This window comes from Saccharopolyspora galaxeae (genome assembly GCF_016526145.1).
Lineage (GTDB): Bacteria > Actinomycetota > Actinomycetes > Mycobacteriales > Pseudonocardiaceae > Saccharopolyspora_C > Saccharopolyspora_C galaxeae.
This window is the reverse complement of sequence record NZ_JADDUE010000002.1, coordinates 374,330-394,890: the sequence shown is the minus strand read 5'-3', so window position 1 is coordinate 394,890 and position 20,561 is coordinate 374,330. Positions and strand designations below refer to the sequence as shown.

General features: G+C 69.7%; 27 protein-coding genes. 6 read left to right on the top strand and 21 right to left on the bottom strand.

What is annotated here, in order from left to right:
* Positions 1-169: 169 nt before the first annotated feature.
* Together INP57_RS06225 and INP57_RS30260 are read left to right on the top strand one after the other, a co-directional pair.
* Positions 170-1,189 carry an NADP-dependent oxidoreductase gene (locus tag INP57_RS06225; RefSeq protein ID WP_307849933.1) on the top strand — a complete coding sequence of 340 codons (1,020 nt, stop codon included), beginning with the start codon at positions 170-172 and terminating at the stop codon, positions 1,187-1,189.
* Between the two features lie 120 nt (positions 1,190-1,309).
* On the top strand, positions 1,310-1,774 hold the full coding sequence (locus tag INP57_RS30260; protein WP_307849932.1) for a DUF397 domain-containing protein: 465 nt from the start codon (positions 1,310-1,312) through the stop codon (positions 1,772-1,774).
* On the opposite strand, the gene INP57_RS06215 is transcribed toward INP57_RS30260, so the two are convergent.
* Positions 1,660-3,318 (bottom strand): FAD-binding oxidoreductase, encoded by a 1,659-nt coding sequence (locus INP57_RS06215; RefSeq protein WP_200069061.1) that lies wholly within the window; start codon positions 3,316-3,318, stop codon positions 1,660-1,662. The two genes, INP57_RS30260 and INP57_RS06215, sit on opposite strands and share 115 nt — an antisense overlap.
* Before the next feature lie 16 nt (positions 3,319-3,334).
* On the opposite strand from INP57_RS06215, the gene INP57_RS06210 reads away from it, so the two are divergent.
* Both INP57_RS06210 and INP57_RS06205 read left to right on the top strand, forming a co-directional pair.
* Positions 3,335-3,985, top strand: coding sequence for a TetR/AcrR family transcriptional regulator (locus INP57_RS06210; protein ID WP_200069060.1), 651 nt, complete (start codon positions 3,335-3,337; stop codon positions 3,983-3,985).
* Positions 3,982-5,559, top strand: coding sequence for a glycerol-3-phosphate dehydrogenase/oxidase (locus INP57_RS06205; RefSeq protein ID WP_200069059.1), 1,578 nt, complete (start codon positions 3,982-3,984; stop codon positions 5,557-5,559). Before INP57_RS06210 ends, INP57_RS06205 begins: the two co-directional genes overlap by 4 nt.
* Positions 5,560-5,615: 56 nt before the next feature.
* Here INP57_RS06205 and INP57_RS06200 read toward each other — a convergent pair whose 3' ends face one another.
* The 8 genes from INP57_RS06200 to infA form a co-directional block, all read right to left on the bottom strand.
* Entirely contained in the window at positions 5,616-6,446 is an 831-nt protein-coding gene (locus INP57_RS06200) for a tRNA pseudouridine synthase A (RefSeq protein WP_200069387.1), read from the bottom strand.
* 65 nt (positions 6,447-6,511) lie between these two features.
* Complete coding sequence (rplQ, locus tag INP57_RS06195; protein ID WP_200069058.1) at positions 6,512-7,042, bottom strand: 50S ribosomal protein L17; 531 nt, start codon at positions 7,040-7,042, stop codon at positions 6,512-6,514.
* A 49-nt stretch (positions 7,043-7,091) separates the two neighbouring features.
* Positions 7,092-8,174, bottom strand: a complete 1,083-nt coding sequence (locus INP57_RS06190) for a DNA-directed RNA polymerase subunit alpha (RefSeq protein ID WP_200069057.1) — start codon at positions 8,172-8,174, stop codon at positions 7,092-7,094.
* Positions 8,175-8,316: 142 nt separating this feature from the next.
* Entirely contained in the window at positions 8,317-8,922 is a 606-nt protein-coding gene (gene rpsD, locus INP57_RS06185; protein ID WP_200069056.1) for a 30S ribosomal protein S4, read from the bottom strand.
* Between the two features lie 23 nt (positions 8,923-8,945).
* A complete protein-coding gene (rpsK, locus tag INP57_RS06180; protein ID WP_200069055.1) occupies positions 8,946-9,350 on the bottom strand; it encodes a 30S ribosomal protein S11 in 405 nt (134 codons plus the stop codon).
* A gap of 25 nt (positions 9,351-9,375) precedes the next feature.
* Positions 9,376-9,756, bottom strand: a complete 381-nt coding sequence (gene rpsM / locus INP57_RS06175; RefSeq protein ID WP_200069054.1) for a 30S ribosomal protein S13 — start codon at positions 9,754-9,756, stop codon at positions 9,376-9,378.
* A 161-nt stretch (positions 9,757-9,917) separates the two neighbouring features.
* Complete coding sequence (gene rpmJ / locus INP57_RS06170) at positions 9,918-10,031, bottom strand: 50S ribosomal protein L36 (RefSeq protein ID WP_184476415.1); 114 nt, start codon at positions 10,029-10,031, stop codon at positions 9,918-9,920.
* A 52-nt stretch (positions 10,032-10,083) separates the two neighbouring features.
* Positions 10,084-10,305 (bottom strand): translation initiation factor IF-1, encoded by a 222-nt coding sequence (infA, locus tag INP57_RS06165; protein WP_009948665.1) that lies wholly within the window; start codon positions 10,303-10,305, stop codon positions 10,084-10,086.
* A 660-nt stretch (positions 10,306-10,965) separates the two neighbouring features.
* Here infA and INP57_RS06160 point away from each other — a divergent pair.
* The gene (locus INP57_RS06160; RefSeq protein ID WP_307849931.1) at positions 10,966-11,616 is read left to right on the top strand and encodes a class I SAM-dependent methyltransferase; all 651 of its coding nucleotides are present in this window, start codon (positions 10,966-10,968) and stop codon (positions 11,614-11,616) included.
* A 106-nt stretch (positions 11,617-11,722) separates the two neighbouring features.
* A complete protein-coding gene (locus INP57_RS06155; RefSeq protein ID WP_200069053.1) occupies positions 11,723-12,328 on the top strand; it encodes a methyltransferase domain-containing protein in 606 nt (201 codons plus the stop codon).
* 18 nt (positions 12,329-12,346) lie between these two features.
* Here INP57_RS06155 and map read toward each other — a convergent pair whose 3' ends face one another.
* The 12 genes from map to rpsH all read right to left on the bottom strand — a co-directional run bounded on the left by map (position 12,347) and on the right by rpsH (position 20,368).
* Positions 12,347-13,150, bottom strand: coding sequence for a type I methionyl aminopeptidase (map, locus tag INP57_RS06150; protein WP_200069052.1), 804 nt, complete (start codon positions 13,148-13,150; stop codon positions 12,347-12,349).
* Positions 13,151-13,188: 38 nt separating this feature from the next.
* The gene (locus INP57_RS06145) at positions 13,189-13,746 is read right to left on the bottom strand and encodes an adenylate kinase (protein WP_200069051.1); all 558 of its coding nucleotides are present in this window, start codon (positions 13,744-13,746) and stop codon (positions 13,189-13,191) included.
* A 265-nt stretch (positions 13,747-14,011) separates the two neighbouring features.
* Positions 14,012-15,316: a preprotein translocase subunit SecY gene (gene secY / locus INP57_RS06140; RefSeq protein ID WP_200069050.1), complete on the bottom strand. Its 1,305-nt coding sequence runs from the start codon at positions 15,314-15,316 to the stop codon at positions 14,012-14,014.
* Positions 15,317-15,606: 290 nt separating this feature from the next.
* Complete coding sequence (locus INP57_RS06135; RefSeq protein WP_200069049.1) at positions 15,607-16,203, bottom strand: hypothetical protein; 597 nt, start codon at positions 16,201-16,203, stop codon at positions 15,607-15,609.
* Between the two features lie 37 nt (positions 16,204-16,240).
* A complete protein-coding gene (locus tag INP57_RS06130) occupies positions 16,241-16,846 on the bottom strand; it encodes a hypothetical protein (protein ID WP_200069048.1) in 606 nt (201 codons plus the stop codon).
* Positions 16,847-16,909: 63 nt separating this feature from the next.
* Positions 16,910-17,407 carry a hypothetical protein gene (locus INP57_RS06125; RefSeq protein ID WP_200069047.1) on the bottom strand — a complete coding sequence of 166 codons (498 nt, stop codon included), beginning with the start codon at positions 17,405-17,407 and terminating at the stop codon, positions 16,910-16,912.
* A gap of 310 nt (positions 17,408-17,717) precedes the next feature.
* The gene (rplO, locus tag INP57_RS06120) at positions 17,718-18,167 is read right to left on the bottom strand and encodes a 50S ribosomal protein L15 (RefSeq protein WP_200069046.1); all 450 of its coding nucleotides are present in this window, start codon (positions 18,165-18,167) and stop codon (positions 17,718-17,720) included.
* Positions 18,168-18,169: 2 nt separating this feature from the next.
* Positions 18,170-18,352: a 50S ribosomal protein L30 gene (gene rpmD / locus INP57_RS06115; RefSeq protein WP_200069045.1), complete on the bottom strand. Its 183-nt coding sequence runs from the start codon at positions 18,350-18,352 to the stop codon at positions 18,170-18,172.
* A 4-nt stretch (positions 18,353-18,356) separates the two neighbouring features.
* Complete coding sequence (rpsE, locus tag INP57_RS06110) at positions 18,357-18,968, bottom strand: 30S ribosomal protein S5 (protein WP_200069044.1); 612 nt, start codon at positions 18,966-18,968, stop codon at positions 18,357-18,359.
* Between the two features lie 42 nt (positions 18,969-19,010).
* Positions 19,011-19,415 carry a 50S ribosomal protein L18 gene (rplR, locus tag INP57_RS06105; protein ID WP_200069043.1) on the bottom strand — a complete coding sequence of 135 codons (405 nt, stop codon included), beginning with the start codon at positions 19,413-19,415 and terminating at the stop codon, positions 19,011-19,013.
* A 2-nt stretch (positions 19,416-19,417) separates the two neighbouring features.
* Positions 19,418-19,957 carry a 50S ribosomal protein L6 gene (rplF, locus tag INP57_RS06100; protein ID WP_200069042.1) on the bottom strand — a complete coding sequence of 180 codons (540 nt, stop codon included), beginning with the start codon at positions 19,955-19,957 and terminating at the stop codon, positions 19,418-19,420.
* A 12-nt stretch (positions 19,958-19,969) separates the two neighbouring features.
* Positions 19,970-20,368 carry a 30S ribosomal protein S8 gene (rpsH, locus tag INP57_RS06095; protein ID WP_200069385.1) on the bottom strand — a complete coding sequence of 133 codons (399 nt, stop codon included), beginning with the start codon at positions 20,366-20,368 and terminating at the stop codon, positions 19,970-19,972.
* Positions 20,369-20,561: the final 193 nt, after the last annotated feature.

The window sequence follows — 20,561 nt, the reverse complement described above, 5'->3', positions numbered from 1 at the left end:
GTGATCCGTCAGGTGGAATGGAGCGGCGGCCGCACGGCGTTGTCTCGTCGAGAGGCCGTCGTCGCGCCGGGGCAGCCGGTCGGATCCGGGACGGAGATCCATCCAGTGCGGAGACCCGTCCTCGGCGTGACATTTTCGGTACCGACAAGTTCCGTATATGGAGGTCAGTGTGACGACCCAGGCACTTCCCGACCTCGGCGTGGAGATCCGGCTCGCCGCCCGCCCGCAGGGCTGGCCGACCCAGGAGAACTTCGAGATCGCCGAGGCCCCGGTGGCCGCTCCCGGTGACGGCGAGATCCTGGTGCGCAACAAGGTCATGAGCGTCGACCCGGCGATGCGCGGTCGGATGAACGACGTGCGCTCCTACGTCGCACCGTTCCAGCTCGGCAAGCCGCTCGACGGCGGCGCGGTCGGCGAGATCATCGCGTCGAACTCGCCGAAGTTCCAGGTCGGCCAGCACGTGCTGCACGCGCTCGGCTGGCGCGAGTACGCCACCCTCAGCGCCGACCACGCGACCGCCGTGGACCCGGATGCCGCGCCGCTGAACGCCTACCTGGGTGTGCTGGGAATGCCGGGCATGACCGCCTACGCCGGCCTGTTCGACGTCGCCCGCTTCCAGGAGGGCGACACCGTGTTCGTCTCCGGCGCCGCGGGCGCGGTCGGCTCGCTGGCCGGGCAGCTGGCCAAGCTGAGCGGTGCGGCCAAGGTGATCGGCAGCGCCGGCTCCGCGGAGAAGGTCCGGCACGTCACCGAAGACCTCGGCTTCGACGCCGCGTTCAACTACAAGGACGCGCCGGTCGCCGAACAGCTGGCCCAGGCAGCGCCGGACGGGCTCGAGGTGTACTTCGACAACGTCGGCGGGGACCACCTCGAAGCCGCCATGGACAACCTCAACGACTTCGGCCGGGTCGCCGCCTGCGGCGCGATCTCGCAGTACAACAACGCCAAGCCGGAGCCGGGCCCGCGGAACATGTTCCAGATCGTGAAGAAGCGCCTGCACATCCAGGGCTTCATCGTGATCGACCACGCGAACCTGAAGGACCAGTTCGTCGACCACGTCGCACCGCTGGTGCGCGATGGCCGGATCCACTACACCGAGACCGTGGTGGAGGGCCTGCGCAATGCGCCCGAGGCTTTCCTGGGCCTGCTGCGCGGTGAGAACACCGGAAAGATGCTCGTCACGGTCTGACCGCCGACCGGATCTCCAGCGAACGGACCGCCCGCCGCTGCAACGGGGCAGGCGGTTCGTTCGCTCGTCGGCGACTGCTTTTCGAGCGGTCCGGCGGCCGCTCGGTCCAATCGCTTGCGGATGCTCGCGGGAACTCGCGATGCTCCGAGCCGATTCCCCGATTCCGCCATTTCCGATCTTCGCCGCGGATACGATGACTCGCGGTTCCAGCGCGCCGGCGCGGCTCGGCCCCGACTCCGGTCACCTCGAGCGCTCCCGCGCGGGAACCGGAGGGGGGAATCGATCATGAGCGGCTGGCACAAATCCAGTCGATCCGGAGCGAACAGCGGCTGCGTGGAAGTCGGCGGTTTCGCGGACACGGCGGCGATCCGGGACACCAAGAACCGTTCCGCCGGGCAGCTGAGCGTGCCGAAACCGCAGTGGTGCGCGTTCCTCGCGGCGTTGAAGCGCGGCAGGTTCGACGGCTCCGGTCAGTCCACCAGCTTGCCGGGGTTCAGGATGCCGGTCGGGTCCACCGCCCGCTTCGCCGCGCCCAACACCGCCGTGCCGACCGGACCGACCTCGGATTCCAGCCACGGCAGGTGATCCGCGCCCACGGCGTGGTGGTGGGTCAGCGTGCCGCGGCCGGTTTCGCCGCCGGGCGGGCGTTCGGCGATGGCGTCGGTGGCGGCCTTCTTCGCGCGCTGCCACTGGCCGATCGGGTCGTCGGAATCCCGCGCCGCGAGCACCGTGAAGTACAGCGAAGCTCCCGTTTCGTAGGCGTGCGAGAGGTGGCACATCACGATGGGCGTCCGGCCGTCGCCGTCCAACGCCCCGATCAGCGCCGCGCGCACCGCCGAGCGCAGCTCGGCCAGCCGGGACCAGTGCGTGGCGGTCTCCAATGTCTCCACGCACACGCCGACGTCCAGCAACGCATCCCGCTGCCGCGGAGCCGCGAACCTGTTGGCGCGCCAGGACTCGCCACCACGCGCACCCAGCTTGAACGTGCGGAATCCGCGCAATGCGCGAAAAGTCGCCGCGCGGCGCTGCTTGAGCTCGGCCCCGGTGGCCGCCTCCCAGCCGAGCACCAACATGCACGGTTCGCTGATCCCCCTGCCGCGCAACAACGTTCGCAGCGCACGCGCCTTCGCCGCGCCGGACAGTTCCAGCTGCACCGCGGTCTCGTCAACATCGGACAGACGGGTCACGTCGGCGAGCACCCGCTGCTGGGCCAACGCCCGCACCGCACCGGCACCCGCCTGCCAGCCGTCCAGCACCAGTGCCTCGTAGCGGGTTTCGGAAGGCTTCGGGCGCACCCGCAACGCCACCTCGGTGAGCACGCCGAACGCGCCTTCCCCGCCGATGGCGAACTGGCGCAGATCCGGGCCTGCCGCCGAGTTGGGCGCGGTGCCCAGCCGCCACTCCCCGGCCGGAGTCGCCACCTGCACGCCTTCCACCAGGTCGGCGAACCGGCCGTAGCCCGACGACGCCTGCCCGGCCGAGCGGGTCGCCGCGAAGCCGCCGATGGTGGCGCGCTCGAACGACTGCGGGAAGTGCCCGAGAGTGAACCCGTGCGCGGCCAGCAAGGACTCCGCTTCCGGCGCGCGCACCCCGGCCTGCAGCACCGCCACCCGCGAGACCGGGTCGACCGACACCAGCCGGTCCAGCCGGGCCAGGTCCAACGCGATGACGGCGGTTTTCCCGCCGCGCAGCGCGGAAACACCGCCGACCACGGAGGTGCCGCCGCCGAAGGGCACCACCGCCACGTCGTGGCGCACGCAGATCTCCAGCAGCCGCTGCACCTGCTCGGGATCGGCGGGTAGCACCACGGCGTCCGGGACCGCGAAACCGGTGCCGTCGCGCCGTCGCATCAGGTCGCTGTAGGAGAGCCCGCCCGCCCGGCCGAGGCGGGCGCTGCCGTCGGTGTGCACGTAGCGCTCACCTACCAGGTCGGCCAGCTCGGCCCGGGCGCTCTCCGGCAGTGCACCGTCCGGGATGTCCAGCAGTGAGGCGGGCAGCGCGGGCGTCGTCTCGCCGCTGAGCCCGAGCCTGGCGGACAGCCACCGCAGCGCGTGCGCGGGCAGCGGTGCCGCACCGGCCCCCGAAGGGGTCCAACCGCTGCGCAAGGTGTGGTCGATCAACTCGCTCACCAGTACAGTGTTACACATGACGGCGCAATGTCACAGCGCCTCGGGTTGGTCGGGCACACCACCCCGGAGCACCCGCGTGGAAGATGCCGAGATCCTGCGCGCGGCGCGGGATTGCGTGCTCGCGCACGGCGTGCGGCGCACGACCCTCACCGGCATCGCCCGCCGCGCCGGAATCAGCCGGATGACGCTATACCGCCGGTTCCCGGATGTGACCAGCGTGGTCAACGCGCTCATGACCGAGGAGTTCTGCGCGATCCTGCGCGGCGCCCAGTACGACGAGGGCGCCGGGACCGCCCGCGAGCGCCTGGTGACCACGGCCGTCGAGGCGGTGCGGCAGTTGCAAGCCTCCCCGCTGCTGCGGCGCGTGCTCGACACCGACGCCGAGCTGCTGCTGCCGTACCTGGTGGAACGGCTCGGCAGCACCCAGCGCGCGGCCGAAACCTTCCTGCTCGGTTACGTCACCGAAGGCCACCGGGACGGTTCGGTGCGCCGATCCGATCCCGCGGTGCAGACGCGGGCGCTGCTGCTACTCGTGCAGTCCTTCGTGATCTCCGCGAAGGTCGCCGCCGACGGGACCGATCCCGGGGCGCTGGCCGCGGAACTCGCCGACGTCCTCGACGCCGCGTTGCGGCCGAACCTCACCCGCACCTGTTCGGAGTCCGCATGACCGCCACACCGCTGCCCGCCGGATCGCTTCGCGCCACCTCGCTGAACGCGGGCAGGCGCAGCGCCGAACTGTCCGCCGCCGCGGACGAGGTGCTGGACCTGCTCGTGGTCGGCGGTGGGGTGACCGGCGCAGGCACCGCGCTGGACGCCGCCGCCCGCGGGCTGCGGGTCGCGCTGATCGAGGCCGAAGACCTCGCCTGGGGGACGTCCCGCTGGTCGAGCAAGCTGGTCCACGGTGGACTGCGGTACCTGGCGCGCGGTGACGTGCCGCTGGCGCGGGAAAGCGCGGTCGAGCGCAACGTGCTCATGACCCGCACGGCGCCGCACCTGGTGCGCACGCTGCCGCAGCTGATCCCGCTGCACGACGAACTCTCCCGGAAATCCGAGGTGATCCTCAATGCGGGCCTGCGGGCGGGTGATGCTCTGCGGCGCAGCGCACGCACGCCGTCCGCGGTACTGCCCGCGCCGCGGCACGTTCCGGCGGTGCAGGCGAGCGCACTGGTGCCCGGGCTGCGCACCGACGGACTTCGCGGCGGGCTGCTCAGCTACGACGGACAGCTCATCGACGACGCGCGGCTGGTCGTCGCGATCGCCCGCACCGCAGCGGGATTCGGCGCGAAGGTGCTTCCCCGGGTGCGCGCCACCGCGCTGCACCGGGACGGCGCGGACGCCGTCGACCGGCGCAGCGGCGAGTCGCTGCGGATCCGCGCGCGGGCGGTGGTGAACGCGACCGGGGTGTGGGCAGGCGAGCTCGCGCCGGACGTCCGGCTGCGGCCGTCGCGCGGATCGCACCTCGTCATCGACGCCGCATCGGCCGGGTTGACCGGGACCGCGCTGGTGCTGCCCGCCTCCGGCGGGAGATTCCTGTTGCTGCTGCCGCAATCCGACGGCACCGCCTACCTCGGACTGACCGACGAGCCGGTGCGCGGGCCGATCGAATCGGTACCCGAGGTACCGGAGTCCGATGTGGACTTCCTGCTCGACGCGGCCCGCTCCGCGTTGAACGTCCCGCTGAGCCGCGAGCACGTCGTGGGCTCGTTCGCCGGGCTGCGGCCGTTGCTGGACGCCCCGGCGGGCCGCAAGAAGTCCGACTCCGCCGACCTGTCCCGCCAACACGCGGTGCGCACCTCGCCGGACGGCGTGGTGACCGTGGTCGGCGGCAAGCTCACCACCTACCGGCGGATGGCCGCGGATGCCGTGGACACCGCGATCCGGGCCGCGGGCCTGCCCGCCGGACCGTCCCGCACCACCGCGGTGCCGCTCGTCGGGGCTGCGCCCCGCGCCGACCTGGAGCGCGTCGAAGCCGACCCGAGGCTTCTCGCGCGCTACGGCACCGAAGCCGCGCGGGTCGCCGCGCTGGCCGAACTCGACTCCGACCTCGACTCACCCGTCGCCGAGGGCATCGACCTCACCGCCGCCGAAGTGCTGTGGGCGGTGCGGCACGAAGGCGCACTGGAAACCGAGGACGTGCTGGACCGGCGCAGCCGCATCGGCCTGCGGCGCGATCGGCGGGATCGGGCGCAGCCCGCGGTCGCCGAACTGGTCGACAAAGCACTGCACGGCGTTCTCGCCTAGGTCCGGAGCGGCGGAGCCGCTTGCGCCAACCCGCTGAGACCGGCGTCGCAGGCGGATCAGCGCAGCGTGCGAACGGCCCTGGCCTGCGCAGCGCGGTCGGCCAGCCCCGCGGCGTCCGGATAATCGACGCCCACGAGGGTGAGCCCGTGCGCCGGTGCGACCGAACTGGTCCGCTCCCCCGAATCAGCCAGCTCGGCGGGCCAATCCCGGCCACGCCGCCCATCGCCGACCATGAGCAGCGCCCCCACCAGGCTGCGCACCATCGAATGGCAGAAGGCGTCCGCGCTGACCCGCGCGAGGATCAGGTGCTCACCCACCCGCTCCCAGGAGAAGCGCTGCAACTCGCGCACCGTCGTGGCGCCCTCGCGCGGCTTGCAGAACGCGGCGAAATCCTTGAGCCCCAACAAATCCTGCGCGCACGCATCCAGCACGTCCACATCGACCGGACGGTTCCAAGCCAGCGTGTCCCGCCGCCGCAACGGATCCACGCCCCACGGCGCATCCGAGACCTGATACCGGTAATGCCGCCGCAGCGCGGAAAACCGCGCGTCGAACCCCTCCGGAGCCACCGACACCCGCAGCACGCGCACGTCGCCGGGCAAGATCCGGTTCCACCGGTGCCGCATCCGCTCCAGATCCGGAACGCCCCGCTCATCGACGGGAACGCGTGCTTGCGCAGGCGACTCGAACGGCACGGCGTCGACGTGCACGACCTGCCCGTCCGCATGCACCCCGGCATCGGTGCGGCCCGCCACGACGACCGAGCGCGGCACCGCACGCCCCGGCGGCTGCTTCGCCAGCGCGTCCTCGAGCAGGCCCTGCACCGTGCGCAATCCCGGCTGGCGCGCCCAGCCCGAGAAGTCGGTGCCCTCGTAGGCGATGTCCAGCCGAAGACGAACGAGCCCGCCGCCCCCGGAGGGAGCAGCGGGCTCGTTCCCGGCTTCGGGAGGAATCAGGACTCGTCCTTCTTCTCGGTCTCCTCGGCCGACTCGGTGGACTCGACGGCCTCGGCGTCCGCGGCACCGCCCTTCTCCTCGGCCGGCGTGGCCTCGGTGACCTGCTCGGCAGGGGCGGCGTCCTTGGCGAACTTGGTGCCGCGCGCGGCCTCCGCCTCGGACGTGACGGTCTTCTCCGTCACCAGCGCGATCACGGCCATCTTGGCGCTGTCACCGCGGCGCGGCATCGCCTTGATGATCCGGGTGTAGCCGCCCGGCCGGTCCGCGAAGTGCGGGCCGATCTCGTCGAACAGCTTGTGCACCACGTCCTTGTCGCGGATGGTCTTCATGACCTCGCGACGGTTGTGCAGATCGCCCTTTTTCGCCTTGGTGATCAGACGCTCGGCCAGCGGCCGCAGCCGCTTCGCCTTGGCCTCGGTCGTGGTGATCTTCCCGTGCTCGAACAGCGAAGTGGCCAGGTTGGCCAGCATCAGCCGCTCGTGCGACGGCGACCCGCCGAGACGCGCTCCCTTGGTGGGGGTGGGCATCGGTTGCTCCTCTCAAAGCGCGGATCGGGTAGCCCTCCGCGCAACACAGCTACAGCTGCTCTGTCTCCGCGTAGTCCTGGCCGTCGTCGTAGTCGCCGTCCTCGGCAACCGACAAGGAACCCAGCGGGGTGTCGTCGCCTGCGGCCCAGCCTTCCGAGGGGTACTCGGCGGCCGCGGCCGTCGGGTCGAACCCGGGCGGGCTGTCCTTGAGCGACAGGCCCAGACCGACCAGCTTCAGCTTGACCTCGTCGATGGACTTCGCACCGAAGTTGCGGATGTCCAGCAGGTCCGCCTCGCTGCGCGAAACCAGCTCGCCGACGGTGTGGATGCCCTCCCGCTTGAGGCAGTTGTAGGAGCGCACCGTCAGGTCCAGGTCCTCGATCGGCATCGCGTAGGCCGCGATGGTGTCGGCCTCCGCGGGCGACGGCCCGATCTCGATGCCCTCGGCGTCCACGTTGAGCTCGCGCGCCAGCCCGAACAGCTCCACCAGGGTCCGACCGGCCGAAGCCACCGCGTCCCGCGGGGTGATCGACGGCTTGGTCTCGACGTCCAGGATCAGCTTGTCGAAGTCGGTGCGCTGCTCGACGCGGGTGGCCTCGACCTTGTAGGTCACCTTCAGCACCGGCGAGTAGATCGAGTCCACCGGGATGCGGCCGATCTCCGCGCCGGTCTGCTTGTTCTGCACCGCAGGGACGTAGCCGCGACCGCGCTCGACGACGAGCTCGATCTCCAGCTTGCCCTTGCCGTTGAGCGTGGCGATGTGCAGATCCGGGTTGTGCACGGTCACCCCGGCCGGCGGCACGATGTCCGCCGCGGTGACCTCACCCGGGCCCTGCTTGCGCAGGTACATGGTCACCGGCTCGTCCTCCTCGGAGCTCGTGACGAGCTCCTTGAGGTTCAGGATGACGTCGGTGACGTCCTCCTTCACGCCCGGAATCGTGGTGAACTCGTGCAGCACACCGTCGATGCGCAGGCTGGTGACCGCCGCGCCGGGAATGGAGGACAGCAACGTCCGGCGCAGCGAGTTGCCGAGGGTGTAGCCGAACCCGGGCTCCAGCGGTTCGATGGTGAACCGGGAGCGGGTCTCGGTCACGGCCTCTTCGGCCAGTGAGGGTCGCTGGGAGATGAGCACTTGGGTTTCCTTTCCTCACGGCGCCCGCCATTTGACGCCGATGGGATGGCGGCCCGCGGAGATCGCGGGCGGGCGGCGGAATCCGATCCCGCCACCCGAACTGCCACCGCCGGCGACCACGCGTGGCCGCCGGCGGGAAGCGTCACTTCGAGTAGAACTCGACGATGAGCTGCTCGGTGACCGGGGTGTCGATCTGCGCGCGCTCCGGGAGCTGGTGCACCAGGATCCGCAGGTTCGACGGCACGACCTGCAGCCAACCCGGAACCGGCCGCTCGCCCAGGGTCTCCTTGGCGATGATGAACGGCGTCATGCCCAGCGACTTCGGCCGCACGTCGATGATGTCGAACTTGGACACCTGGAAGCTGGGGATGTTCACGTTCTGGCCGTTGACCAGGAAGTGGCTGTGGTTGACCAGCTGGCGGGCCATCCGCCGGGTGCGGGCCAGGCCCGACCGGTAGATGACGTTGTCCAGCCGGGACTCCAGCAGCTGCAGCAGGTTCTCGCCGGTACGGCCGGAGCGCCGGTTGGCCTCCTCGTAGTAGGAGCGGAACTGCCGCTCCAGCACGCCGTAGGTGTAGCGGGCCTTCTGCTTCTCCTGCAGCTGCAGCAGGTACTCGGTTTCCTTGATCCGCGCGCGGCCGTGCTGGCCCGGCGGGTACGGACGGCGCTCGAACGCCTGGTCACCGCCGACGAGATCGACCTTCAACCGGCGGGACTTACGGGTCGCGGGACCGGTGTAACGTGCCATCTTCTTCTACTCCCTTCCCGCGATCAGACCCGGCGCCGCTTGGGCGGCCGGCAGCCGTTGTGCGGCTGCGGGGTCACGTCCTGGATCGTGCCGACCTCGAGGCCGGCGGCCTGCAGCGAGCGGATCGCCGTCTCCCGGCCGGAACCGGGGCCCTTGACGAACACGTCGACCTTCTTCATGCCGTGCTCGGCGGCCTTGCGGGCGGCGTTCTCCGCGGCCATCTGCGCGGCGTACGGGGTGGACTTGCGGGAGCCCTTGAACCCGACGTGGCCCGCGGAGGCCCAGCTGATCACCGCACCGGTCGGGTCCGTGACCGACACGATGGTGTTGTTGAAGGTGCTCTTGATGTGCGCCTGTCCGTGCGCAACATTCTTCTTTTCCTTGCGCCGCACCTTCTTGACGGCGCCGGCGCGAGACTTGGGTGGCATAGCTGTCGTGGTCTCCTAGCGAGGCTTACTTCTTCCCGGCCTTCTTCTTGCCGGCGACCGTCTTCTTCGGCCCCTTGCGGGTGCGGGCGTTGGTCTTCGTCCGCTGCCCGTTCAACGGCAGGTGGCGGCGGTGCCGCGTGCCCTCGTAGCAGCCGATTTCGATCTTCCGGCGGATGTCGGCCGCGACCTCGCGGCGCAGGTCACCCTCGACCCGGTAGTTGTTCTCGATGTGCTCGCGCAGCCGCGCGAGCTGATCGTCGTCGAGGTCCTTCGCCCGGACGTCGAACGGGACGTCCGTCGCCTTCAGGATCTCCTGGGACCGGCTGCGGCCGACCCCGAAGATGTAAGTCAGCGCGATCTCCATGCGCTTGTCGCGCGGGAGGTCGACACCGCTGATCCGTGCCATCTCGGCAGGTCTCCTTCGGTTCGTTCCAGGTCTGCAACCCCTGCCGTCCCCGCGCCGGTGTCAGCGCGCGGAGCCCCGGCCTGGACCCGGGGGTCGCACCGGTCCACTCGCGGACCGGCTGGTCAGGGGAGTTCCCTCGGTTGTCTGGCTGCGAGTCGCGATCAGCCCTGGCGCTGCTTGTGGCGCTGGTTGTCGCAAATCACCAGCACCCGCCCGTGACGGCGGATGATCTGGCACTTGTCGCAGATCTTCTTCACACTCGGCTGGACCTTCACGGTCGTGCTCCTGCTCGGACGGCGTGCCCGGTCTCGCCGGACACCGTGGAGGTCACTTGTAGCGGTAGACGATGCGCCCACGGGAGAGGTCGTAGGGCGAGAGCTCCACGACGACCCGGTCTTCGGGCAGGATGCGGATGTAGTGCTGTCGCATCTTGCCACTGATGTGCGCGAGGACCTTGTGCCCGTTCTCCAACTCGACGCGGAACATCGCGTTGGGTAGCGGTTCGATCACCCGACCCTCGACCTCAATGGCCCCGTCCTTCTTGCCCATGTCCTCCGCGTTTCGTGACGGTGACGGTTTGTAGGCTTGCGCCTTCGGCCGCCCGCCCCGGAGACTTCCCAGGACAAGCGATCGGACGCACTTCGACCGGTTCGGACACCCCCTGGAAAACGGCGGCGAGCCGTGCGGCGAGAAGACGCTCCCAGGAAAAAGCCCCTGCGAACCCCTCCGAGCGCAGCGCCCGGAGGACAGCAGCCCGAAAAGGACTTCCGTTCCTGGAACCAGGCTCCTCATGGGCCGGATCCTCGAAGCGGAACCGACTCCCCAAGGGGCCGGTGTTCCCTCAAGGCACGGCAAACCGGCGCGATGCGTGCGCCGATGCTCCACTGTACGCGCACGCCGAATGGGCACTTCACCCCGGGTGCGAGGCGGACTGCGCCGGTCGCGCCGGGCACGGCCGAGCGCACCGCCCGCAACACCGGAAACGCGTAGAAGATCACCGATTTGCGCCCGCCGATCACTGGCGGGGGTGGTTGCGGTGCGCGTTCCCCGCTGTCTACGTTCAACTCGATCGGCTGCCCGACAACGCGGTCCGGCAGCAGTGCGTCCACGCGCAGGCCGGCGCACCGCCTGATCATTCCGCTCGTCCACCGCCGTGATCGTCCGATCGCTCGACCATCGGCGCGCGCGGCCCGTGCTCCGAGGAGAGACGTGACAGCCCAGCAGGACAGCCGCTCGTCCGCCCGCAGGAAACCGCTGATCAAACCGGCCGCCCGGATCGGCGAGTACCGCACGTTCTTCAGCAGCGCTTTCCACAACCCCAAGCAGGTCGGCGCGGCCACGCCCACCTCCGCCGCGGTCGCCGATGTCGTCGCGCAGGTGGTGCCGACCACCGGGCGGCCGGTGGTGGTCGAGCTGGGTCCGGGCACCGGCTCGCTCAGCAGCGGCATCCGGCAGCGGCTGCCCGCCGAAGCGCGGCACATCGGCATCGAGGTCGTCGCCAGCATGGTCGAACACCTGCGGGTGCACGCGCCGTGGATGGAGCTGGTGCACGGCGACGCGGGCGAACTGGTCGAACTGCTGGCGCAGCGGGGCATCGAGCAGGTGGACGCGGTGATCACCAGCATTCCGTGGTCGCTGCTGGAAGACACCGAGCAGGACCGGATCCTGCGCCAAGCCGCCGAGGCGCTGGCGCCGCACGGCGCGTTCACCGCGCTCACCTACGTGCCGGCCGAGCACAACTCGGGGGGTCGGCGCTTCCGCACTCGCCTGGCCGACACCTTCGACGAGGTCCTCACGCACACCACCTGGCGCAACTTCCCCCCGATCCTGCACTACATCTGCCGCCGGCCGCTGCGCTGAGCGGGCTCCCGCCGTACGCCTGCGGACCGCGCACCGGCCGCACCCGTACGGCCCACTACCGTGCGGGCAGGACAGCCCAGCCCGACCGAGCCAGGAGAAGCCGCCCGTGAGCAACCAGGCCAAGCTGCGCGAGTACCGCACGTTCGTCACGCGCGCCTTGCGGCAGCCCAGCACCGTGGGCGCCGTGCTGCCCACCTCCGAGCACGTCGCGAAGGCCGTGGCGCGGGTCGTGCCCGCCAGCGGCGCGCCGAGAGTGCTGGAGCTGGGGCCCGGTACCGGTGCGCTGAGCAACGCGCTGCACGAGCGGCTGCCCGCCGCCGCCGATCACTTCGCGGTGGAGATCGACCCGGAACTGGTGCGCTACCTGCGAAGCGCCAAACCGTGGCTGGAGGTCATCGAGGGCGACGCGCGGCACCTCACCGAGCTGCTCGCCGCCACCGGCCGCGACCAGGTGGACGCGGTGATCAGCAGCATCCCGTGGACGCTGCTTCCCGCCGAGCAGCAACGCGCCCTGCTCGGCGAGGTCGCGAAGATCCTCACCCCGCAAGGCGTGTTCACCACGGTCACGTACCTGACGACGCTGTGGCGGGCGAACACGATCGCCTTCACGCGGATCCTGGAAGAGACCTTCGAAGAAGTGCTGCCGCGCAGCGCGGTGTGGCGCAACGTCCCGCCCGCCCGGGTCTACGCCTGCCGCCGCCCGATCAACTGAGCGGCGGCCCGGCGGCCATCAGCGGGCGTCGGCGTCCTCGGCCTCGGTGAGCACCCAAGGGCCGTTCTCGGTGATCGCGACGGTGTGCTCCCAGTGCGAAGCGCGCGAACCGTCGAAGGTCACCACGGTCCACTCGTCGTCCAGTTCGCGGGTCACCGCCGAACCCAGCGTGAGCATCGGCTCCACCGCCAGCGCCATCCCGACCCGCAGCTTCGGGCCGCGGCCGGGCTTGCCGAGGTTCGGCAGGAACGGCTCCATGTGCATCTCGGTGCCGATCCCGTGCCCGCCGTACTCGGCGATGATCCCGTAGTCGACGCCGTCCACCGCCGACGAGGTCTGCGCCGCGGTCTGCACCGCGTAGGAGATGTCGGACAGGTGCTTGCCCGGCTCGGCGCGCTGCAACCCCGCCCACATCGCCTTGCGGGTCGCCTCGGACAGCGCCCGGTCCCGCGAGCTGAGCTCGCCGACGCCGATGCTGACCGCCGAGTCGCCGTGCCAGCCCTCCAGGATCGCCCCGCAGTCCACCGACAGCAGGTCGCCTTCGGCCAGCACCTCCGACTTCGACGGGATGCCGTGCACCACCTTCTCGTTCAGCGAGGTGCAGATCGACGCCGGGAACCCGTGGTAGCCCTGGAAGGACGGGACGGCGCGGGCGTCCCGGATCGTCTGCTCGGCGATCTCGTCGAGCTCGCCGGTGCTCACGCCCGGCTTCGCCGCCGCGGAAACGGCGGCCAGCGCGCGGGCCACGACCAACCCGGCCGCGCGCATCGCCTCGATCTCCCCCGCCGACTTGAGCTCGATGCCCTTGCCTCGCCGAAACACCCGCGATCCCGTCCGTTCCTGGTTGCTGGTGAGCCGTCTCAGGCCCGCTGCTTGCCCAGCGCCTGCAGCGCGCGCTCGGTGATCTCCTCGACCGAACCGACGGCGTCGACCGTGATGACCTTGTCCCGGTAGTACTCCAGCAGCGGAGCCGTCTCCGACTCGTAGACCGCGAACCTGCGCCGGATCACGTCCTCGGTGTCGTCCGAGCGGCCGCGCTCGAGCATCCGCTTGACCAGTTCCTCCTCCGGCACGTCGAACTGCAGCACCGCGGTCAGTTCCATGCCGTTCTCGCCGAGGATGTCGCCGAGCACGTCGGCCTGCGGCGTGGTGCGCGGGAACCCGTCGAGCAGGAAGCCCTGCTGCGCGTCCGGTTCGGCCAGCCGCTCGCGCACCATCTCGTTGGTGACCTCGTCGGGTACCAGCTCACCGGCGTCCATGTAGGACTTGGCCTTCTGCCCGAGCGGCGTGGAGTTGCCGATGTTCGCCCGGAACAGGTCGCCGGTGGAAATGTGCGGTACGGCGAGCTGTTCGCCCAGCACGGCCGCTTGGGTGCCCTTGCCCGCACCCGGCGGGCCGACGAGAACCAATCGCACCAAGGGTCTGCCTCCGAATCAGTCCGGTGGTCTGCCGCCACCTTCGTCGAGCGCTCCGCATTTCACGCCGAACGCGGATGCTGATCGCCGTGCCCGTTGCCCGGCGCGGGGACCGGTGCGGATCGGCTCGACGTCCCGGAAGCTCCGGGCGGCGGCCGAGCCGCGCACCGCCACGAACGAACACCCTAACGCACGGGTTCCGCGAAACGGCTTTTCTATTTCGCGATGCGGAACCGGAAGCGTCGCCCGGTGCTCGTGTCGAGCGAGTTTACCGGAGGAATCCCTCGTAATTGCGCTGCGTGAGCTGGCTCTCGATCTGCTTCACCGTGTCCAAGCCCACGTTGACCATGATCAGCACTGCGGTGCCGCCGAACGGGAAGTTCTGGTTCCCGCCCTGGCCGGTCAGCCCCAGGAAGAAGTTCGGCAGGATCGCGATGATGCCCAGGTACAGCGAACCGGGCAGCGTGATCCTGGAGAGCACGAAGCTCAGGTACTCGGCAGTGGGCCTGCCCGGGCGGATGCCCGGGATGAAGCCGCCGAACTTCTTCATCTCGTCGGCACGTTCCTCCGGGTTGAACGTGATCGAGACGTAGAAGTAGGCGAAGAAGATGATCATCGCCATGTACAGCAGGATGTGCACCCAGCTGGACGGATCGACGATGTAGGTCTGGATGAACTGGGCCCACCAGGAGTTCTGGTTGCCCGCCAGCTGCCCGAGCAGCTGCGGCAGGTACAGCAGCGAGGAACCGAAGATCACCGGGATGACACCGGCCTGGTTCACCTTCAGCGGCAGGTAGGTCGAGGTCCCGCCGTACATCCGGCGGCCGATCATGCGCTTGGCGTACTGCACCGGGATCCGGCGCTGCGCCTGCTCGATGAACACGACCGTGCCAATGATCACCACGGCGAAGGCGCACACGACGCCGAACACCAGACCGCCGTGCGTCTGCAGGATCTTGCCGCCCTCGGCGGGGATCCGCGCCGCGATCGAGGTGAAGATCAGCAGCGACATGCCGTTGCCGATGCCGCGCTCGGTGATCAGCTCACCCATCCACATCAGCAGCGCCGCACCCGCGGTCATCACGACCACGATGGAGATCAGGTTCAGCACCGAGCTGTCCGGGATGACGTCCGCGCTGCAGTTCGGGAACAGCTGGCCCCGCTCGGCGAGCGCGACGATGCCCGTGCCCTGCAGCACCGCCAGCGCGATCGCGAGGTATCGGGTGTACTGCGTCAGCTTCGCCTGGCCGGACTGGCCTTCCTTCTTCAGCTGCTCGAAGCGCGGGATGACCACCTGCAGCAGCTGCACGATGATGCTCGCGGTGATGTAGGGCATGATGCCCAGCGACAACACCGACAACTGCAGGAGCGCGCCGCCGCTGAAGAGGTTCAGCAGCGAGAAAACGCTTTGACTGCCCTGCAACTCCTGGTAGCACGTCTGGACGTTCGGGTACGAAACCCCGGGAGAGGGAATCGTGGCGCCGAGCCGGTAGAGCACGACCATGCCCAGGGTGAACAGGATCTTGCGGCGCAGGTCCGGCGTCGCCAGAGCCGAGCGGAAGGCGCCGAGCACGCGAACCTCCTGTTGCGCGAGCCGGGTGGTACCGGCCGGGACGGTGGCCGGCTTCCCAGAACCTCGTAGCGGGGGCCGGCACGGCTGGAAAATCCGCAGCACCGTGCCCGGCACGGTGCTGCCTGGGCGACCCTAGCAGGTCGCCGGACACGCTCCGTCGGTCGGCGGTGATTCGCCGCACCCGGCGTCAAGCCTGCCCTCGTTCGCGCCCTGCCGGGCACGACCAGTGGTAACTCGAGGGGCCGCCCGGCGCGGTGCCGGACGGCCCTGTCGAACCGTTTCACCGAGGGTCAGCCGCAGTTGGCCTGGCGCTCCTCGTCGGTCATCGGGCTGGTGTCCTGGGTGACCGTGCTCGTCTGCTCGTCGGCCGGGCCGGTGACCTCCATCGGCACGTACCAGATGTAGTGGTCGTAGAACTTGTCCTCGAAATGCAGCTCGTAGGTTCCCTTGACCTTCTGCATCTGCGGACCGTGGTAGACCCGCCCGACGTCGCCGCCGTTGACGTCGATGTTCGTCGTCTGGGTCTCGGTGTGCGACTGCTTCCACTCGTGCCCGTAGGTGGTCTTGAAGCTCACCTTGAACACCTCGCCGAACGAGGTCTCCATCGACAGCCCGAGGCTGTTGCTCTCGCTGGTGGTGTCCGACCACGAAACCGTCATGCGCTGCTTGCGGTCGGTGCAGTTGAACGTCGGGCTGCCCACCTGCTCGGAGTTGTTCTGGAAGTACTCCGGTTCGCCCTCGGGGTGGAACACGCAGCTGTCGGTGCCGTTGTCGCACTTCTCCAGCAGTTCCCGCGCGGTCGGCTCATCCGCCGCGGAGGCCGGTGGCGCGATCAGCAGTCCCGCCAAGGCGGTCACGCCCGCGGCGGTGATGGTGCGGCGGATCATCAGAAGATCTTCCTTCCTGCCCACGAGCGCGTCGTGATCACGGGCACTGGCCCTGCTCCTCATCCGTCATCGGCCGGACGTGCTGGCTGACCGCCTGCGAGGAGTCCTCGGCAGGGCCGGTGACCTCCATCGGCACGTACCAGATGTAGTGGTCGTAGAACTTGTCCTCGAAATGCAGCTCGTAAGTGCCCTTGACCTTCTGCATCTGCGGGGCGCGCTCGACCCACCCGACCTCGGCGGGCCGGGTGTCGACGTTCGTGGTCTGGGACTCGGTGTGCGATTCCTCCCAGGTGTGCTCGTAGGTCTGCTCGTAGGAGACCGCGAACGCCTTGCCGAAACCGGCCTCGGTGGTCATCGACAGGCCGACGCTGTTGCTCTGCGAGGTGGTGTCGGACCACTCGACGGCCGAGCGCTGCAGACCGTCGGTGCAGTTGTAGACGGGGTCGCCGACGGTTTTGGCCTCGTCGGTGTAGTACTCCGGTTCGCCTTCGGGGTGGAACACGCAGCTGTCGGTGCCGTTGTCGCACTTCTCCAGCAGCTCACGGGTGGTCGGCTCCTCAGCAGCCGCCGCCGGACTCGCGAACGCGACCGCGGCCAGCGAGCACGCTGAGGCCAGGACCGCGCAAGAGCGTCGATGGGACATGGGGGCTCCTCGATCTGGGTCCGCCGGGCGCGGCGCCCGCGACCGGCTGGGTTCGCGGGCGGCTCAGCTGAGCCCGACCGACCGGGTGCGGTCGTTCATCAGCTCGCCGACGTCGCCGGTGTTCTCCTTGAACGGACCGTCCCGATCGCCGCCGAGATCCGGTTCCGGGTACAGCCAGATCCAGCAGTCGCCCCACGGCTGCACCGAGGACACCCGGTTCTGCCAGTCCTCCGGCAGGTTGATCTGGTAGTCGACCTGGTCGTTCTTCTCGCACAGCCCGTCGCCGTAGACGGTGAAGCTGGCGCCGCCGAAGTCCTTCTCGTCGAACAACGTCGCCTGGGTGATCTCGCCTGCGCGCACGCCCGATCGGGCTCGGACGTCGGCGGTGGCCTCCTGCACGCTGCCGAAGCAGCGCTGCTGCCCGGTCATCGCATCGAAGTTGCAGTGCCGCGCGGTCTCGCCCGCGTCGCCGCCCTGCGCACCCGCCACGGCGGGTGTGCCTGCGGCCAGCAGGGACAGCGCCACCACCGACAGCCCCGCTCGTAGTTTCCGATGCCGCATACCCGCTCCTCACGGTCGATCCGCGCCGATGTCGCCGCGCACCGGCACGGTCAACCTAAGCGGGTCGCGAAACGCCATGTACCGACCGATGGGAGCGCTCGCATGCATCGTTCGGAAGGCACGGTCAGCAATTTCCGCACCACTGTGCGGCGGAGCCGGGCTGCTCCGGACCGGTCCGAGCGCCCCGCACGGCACCGCTGACCAGCGCTCGCGCGCACCACCGGCGCATCGGCGCAATACCGCTGAAAACGCGAAAAGGCCGGCCGACCCGAAGGTCGACCGGCCCTTGCGAGGCGATGCGTGCCGGAGCTCAGCGCTCCAGCTTCGTCGCCGAACCGCCCACGGCGGTGATCTTCTCCTGGGCGCTGCCGGTGAAGGCGTGCGCGGTGACATCCACCTTGACGCCCTCCAGCTCGCCGCCGCCCAGCACCTTCACCAGCTCGCCCTTGTTGGCCAGCCCAGCGGAGATCAGCTCGTCGATGCCGACGGTGCCCCCGTTCGGGAAGGCCGCGGCGATCCGGCCGATGTTGACGCCTTGGTACTCCACGCGGTTGCGGTTCTTGAAACCGCGCAGCTTCGGCAGCCGCATCTGCAGCGGCATCTGCCCGCCCTCGAAGCGCGGGGAGACGTTCTTCCGGGCCTTGGTGCCCTTGGTGCCGCGACCGGCGGTCTTGCCCTTCGAGCCCTCACCGCGACCGACCCGGATGCGGTCCCGGTTCGAGCCCGGAGCAGGCCGCAGATCGTGAATCTTGATGACCATGCTCAGTCGACCTCCTCAACCGTGACCAAGTGGTGCACGGCCTTGACCAGACCACGCGTGTTCGGGTCGTCCGGGCGCACCACGGACTGCCGGATCTTGCGCAGGCCGAGGGAGCGCATGCTCTCGCGCTGGTTGCGCCTGGTGCCGACCAGACCGCGAACCTGGGTGATCTTCAGCTGCGACATCGGATCACACCCCCTGACCGGCGCGCGCCCGCAGCACGGACGCCGGGGCCACGTCTTCCAGCGGCAGGCCGCGGCGGGCCGCGACCTCCTCCGGACGCTGCAGGGCCTTCAGCGCCGCCACCGTGGCGTGCACGATGTTGATCGGGTTGTCGCTGCCCAGCGACTTGCTCAGCACGTCGTGCACGCCAGCGCCTTCCAGCACCGCGCGCACCGGGCCACCGGCGATGACACCGGTACCGGCGCTGGCAGGCCGCAGCATGACCACGCCTGCGGCGTCCTCACCCTGCACGGGGTGGGTGATGGTGCCGCCCAGGCGCGGGACGCGGAAGAAGTTCTTCTTCGCCTCCTCGACGCCCTTGGCGATCGCCGCGGGCACCTCCTTGGCCTTGCCGTAGCCGACACCGACCATTCCGTCGGTGTCGCCGACGACCACGAGCGCGGTGAAGCTGAACCGCCGGCCGCCCTTGACGACCTTCGCGACGCGGTTGATCGTCACGACGCGCTCGAACTGCATGCTCTTGTCTTGGGCCGCCCCGCCACGGCCACCGTCGCGGCGGTCCTTGCGGTCTTTGCCGCCGGACTCCGAACCGCCGTCACGCCGAGTGCGTCCAGGCATCAGGCGTCCCTTTCGATCGTCGTCATTTCAGTCGTACGCATGTCAGAACTCCAGCCCGCCGTCGCGAGCGGCGTCCGCCAGCGCGGCCACCCGGCCGTGGTAGGCGTTGCCGCCCCGGTCGAACACGACCTTCTCGACACCGGCGTCCTTGGCCCGGGCCGCGACGAGCTCGCCGACCTTGGTCGCCTTGGCCTTCTTGTCGCCCTCGATGCCCTGCAGGCCGGCTTCCTTGGTGGAAGCCGAAGCCAGCGTGTGGCCGGCGACGTCGTCGATGACCTGCGCGACGATGTGCCGCGTGGAGCGGGTCACGGCCAGGCGCGGGCGCGCGGGCGTGCCGCTGATCTTCTTGCGCAGCCGGAAGTGGCGCTTGTCCCGGGCGTTCCGACGCACGGTCGAGATGCTCTGACCCACGGGCTTGCGCTTCGTAGCAGTAGTTGTCTCGCTCATGGTCACTTACCCGTCTTCCCGACCTTGCGGCGGATGGCTTCGCCCGCGTAGCGCACACCCTTGCCCTTGTACGGGTCCGGACGGCGCAGCTTGCGGATCCTGGCGGCGACCTCGCCCACCAACTGCTTGTCGATGCCCTTGACCGTCAGCTTCGAGGGACCGTCGATGGCGAACTCGATGCCCTGCGGCGGCTCGATCACGATGGGGTGGCTGTAGCCCAGCGCGAACTCCAGGTTCGCGCCCTTGAGCTGCACCCGGTAACCCACGCCGTGGATCTCCAGGTCCTTCTGGAAGCCCTGGCTGACGCCCAGCACCATGTTGTTGACCAGGCTGCGCGACAGGCCGTGCAGCGAGCGGTTCTCCCGCTCGTCGTCCGGCCGGTTGACCAGGACCGACCCGTCGTCGTCCTGCGCGACGGTGATCGGCTCGGCGATCTGCTGCGACAGGGTGCCCTTCGGCCCCTGGACCGTCACCGCCTGCCCGTCGATGGTGACCTCGACACCGGAGGGCACGGTGACCGGAAGTTTCCCGATACGCGACATGCTCCTCCTCCCTCACCACACGTAGGCGAGGACTTCCCCGCCCACGCCCTGCTTGATGGCCTGCCGGTCGGTCACCAGACCGCCCGACGTGGAAATGATCGCGATGCCCAGCCCGCCGAGGACCTTCGGCAGGTTCGTGGATTTCGCGTAGACCCGCAGGCCGGGCTTGGAGACCCGCCGCAGGCCGGCGATGCTCTTCTCGCGGTTCGGCCCGTACTTGAGCTCGACGACGAGGTTCTTGCCCTTCTCGCCCTGCTCCTCGCGGGAACCCGAGACGTAGCCCTCGCGCTTGAGGATCTCGGCGATGTTCGCCTTGAGCTTCGAGTGCGGCATCACGATCTCGTCGTGGTATGCCGAGCTTCCATTCCGCAGACGGGTCAGCATGTCTGCGATGGGGTCGGTCATCGTCATGGTGACCTGGTCCACCTTTCTCACCTGGTTCCGACGGAGCCGGACGCACCCGCGCACGGGGGTCTGGATCCTGGCCTGGGCGAAGTCGGATCACGCCTGCCCGCGGGCAGGCCACGTCATCGGCGCGCGCGGGTCGTCGAACCCGGCAGCGCCTGCCCGCCGAAGCGGGTAAAAGCCCTGGTGATGCCCACCG

Excerpts from the sequence above, each read along its gene's own strand:
- INP57_RS30260 (WP_307849932.1), top strand. The coding sequence starts at position 1,310 with ATGCTCGCGGGAACTCGCGATGCTCCGAGCCGATTCCCCGATTCCGCC.
- rplQ (WP_200069058.1), bottom strand. The coding sequence starts at position 7,042 with ATGCCCACCCCCACCAAGGGAGCGCGTCTCGGCGGGTCGCCGTCGCAC.
- infA (WP_009948665.1), bottom strand. The coding sequence starts at position 10,305 with ATGGGCAAGAAGGACGGGGCCATTGAGGTCGAGGGTCGGGTGATCGAA.
- rpsK (WP_200069055.1), bottom strand. The coding sequence starts at position 9,350 with ATGCCACCCAAGTCTCGCGCCGGCGCCGTCAAGAAGGTGCGGCGCAAG.
- rplF (WP_200069042.1), bottom strand. The coding sequence starts at position 19,957 with ATGTCGCGTATCGGGAAACTTCCGGTCACCGTGCCCTCCGGTGTCGAG.
- rpsE (WP_200069044.1), bottom strand. The coding sequence starts at position 18,968 with ATGCCTGGACGCACTCGGCGTGACGGCGGTTCGGAGTCCGGCGGCAAA.
- rpmD (WP_200069045.1), bottom strand. The coding sequence starts at position 18,352 with ATGTCGCAGCTGAAGATCACCCAGGTTCGCGGTCTGGTCGGCACCAGG.
- INP57_RS06130 (WP_200069048.1), bottom strand. The coding sequence starts at position 16,846 with ATGTCCCATCGACGCTCTTGCGCGGTCCTGGCCTCAGCGTGCTCGCTG.
- INP57_RS06210 (WP_200069060.1), top strand. The coding sequence starts at position 3,335 with ATGACGGCGCAATGTCACAGCGCCTCGGGTTGGTCGGGCACACCACCC.
- rplO (WP_200069046.1), bottom strand. The coding sequence starts at position 18,167 with ATGGTCATCAAGATTCACGATCTGCGGCCTGCTCCGGGCTCGAACCGG.
- rpsD (WP_200069056.1), bottom strand. The coding sequence starts at position 8,922 with ATGGCACGTTACACCGGTCCCGCGACCCGTAAGTCCCGCCGGTTGAAG.
- rplR (WP_200069043.1), bottom strand. The coding sequence starts at position 19,415 with ATGAGCGAGACAACTACTGCTACGAAGCGCAAGCCCGTGGGTCAGAGC.
- INP57_RS06135 (WP_200069049.1), bottom strand. The coding sequence starts at position 16,203 with ATGATCCGCCGCACCATCACCGCCGCGGGCGTGACCGCCTTGGCGGGA.
- INP57_RS06125 (WP_200069047.1), bottom strand. The coding sequence starts at position 17,407 with ATGCGGCATCGGAAACTACGAGCGGGGCTGTCGGTGGTGGCGCTGTCC.
- rpsH (WP_200069385.1), bottom strand. The coding sequence starts at position 20,368 with ATGACGATGACCGACCCCATCGCAGACATGCTGACCCGTCTGCGGAAT.
- rpsM (WP_200069054.1), bottom strand. The coding sequence starts at position 9,756 with ATGGCACGGATCAGCGGTGTCGACCTCCCGCGCGACAAGCGCATGGAG.
- INP57_RS06205 (WP_200069059.1), top strand. The coding sequence starts at position 3,982 with ATGACCGCCACACCGCTGCCCGCCGGATCGCTTCGCGCCACCTCGCTG.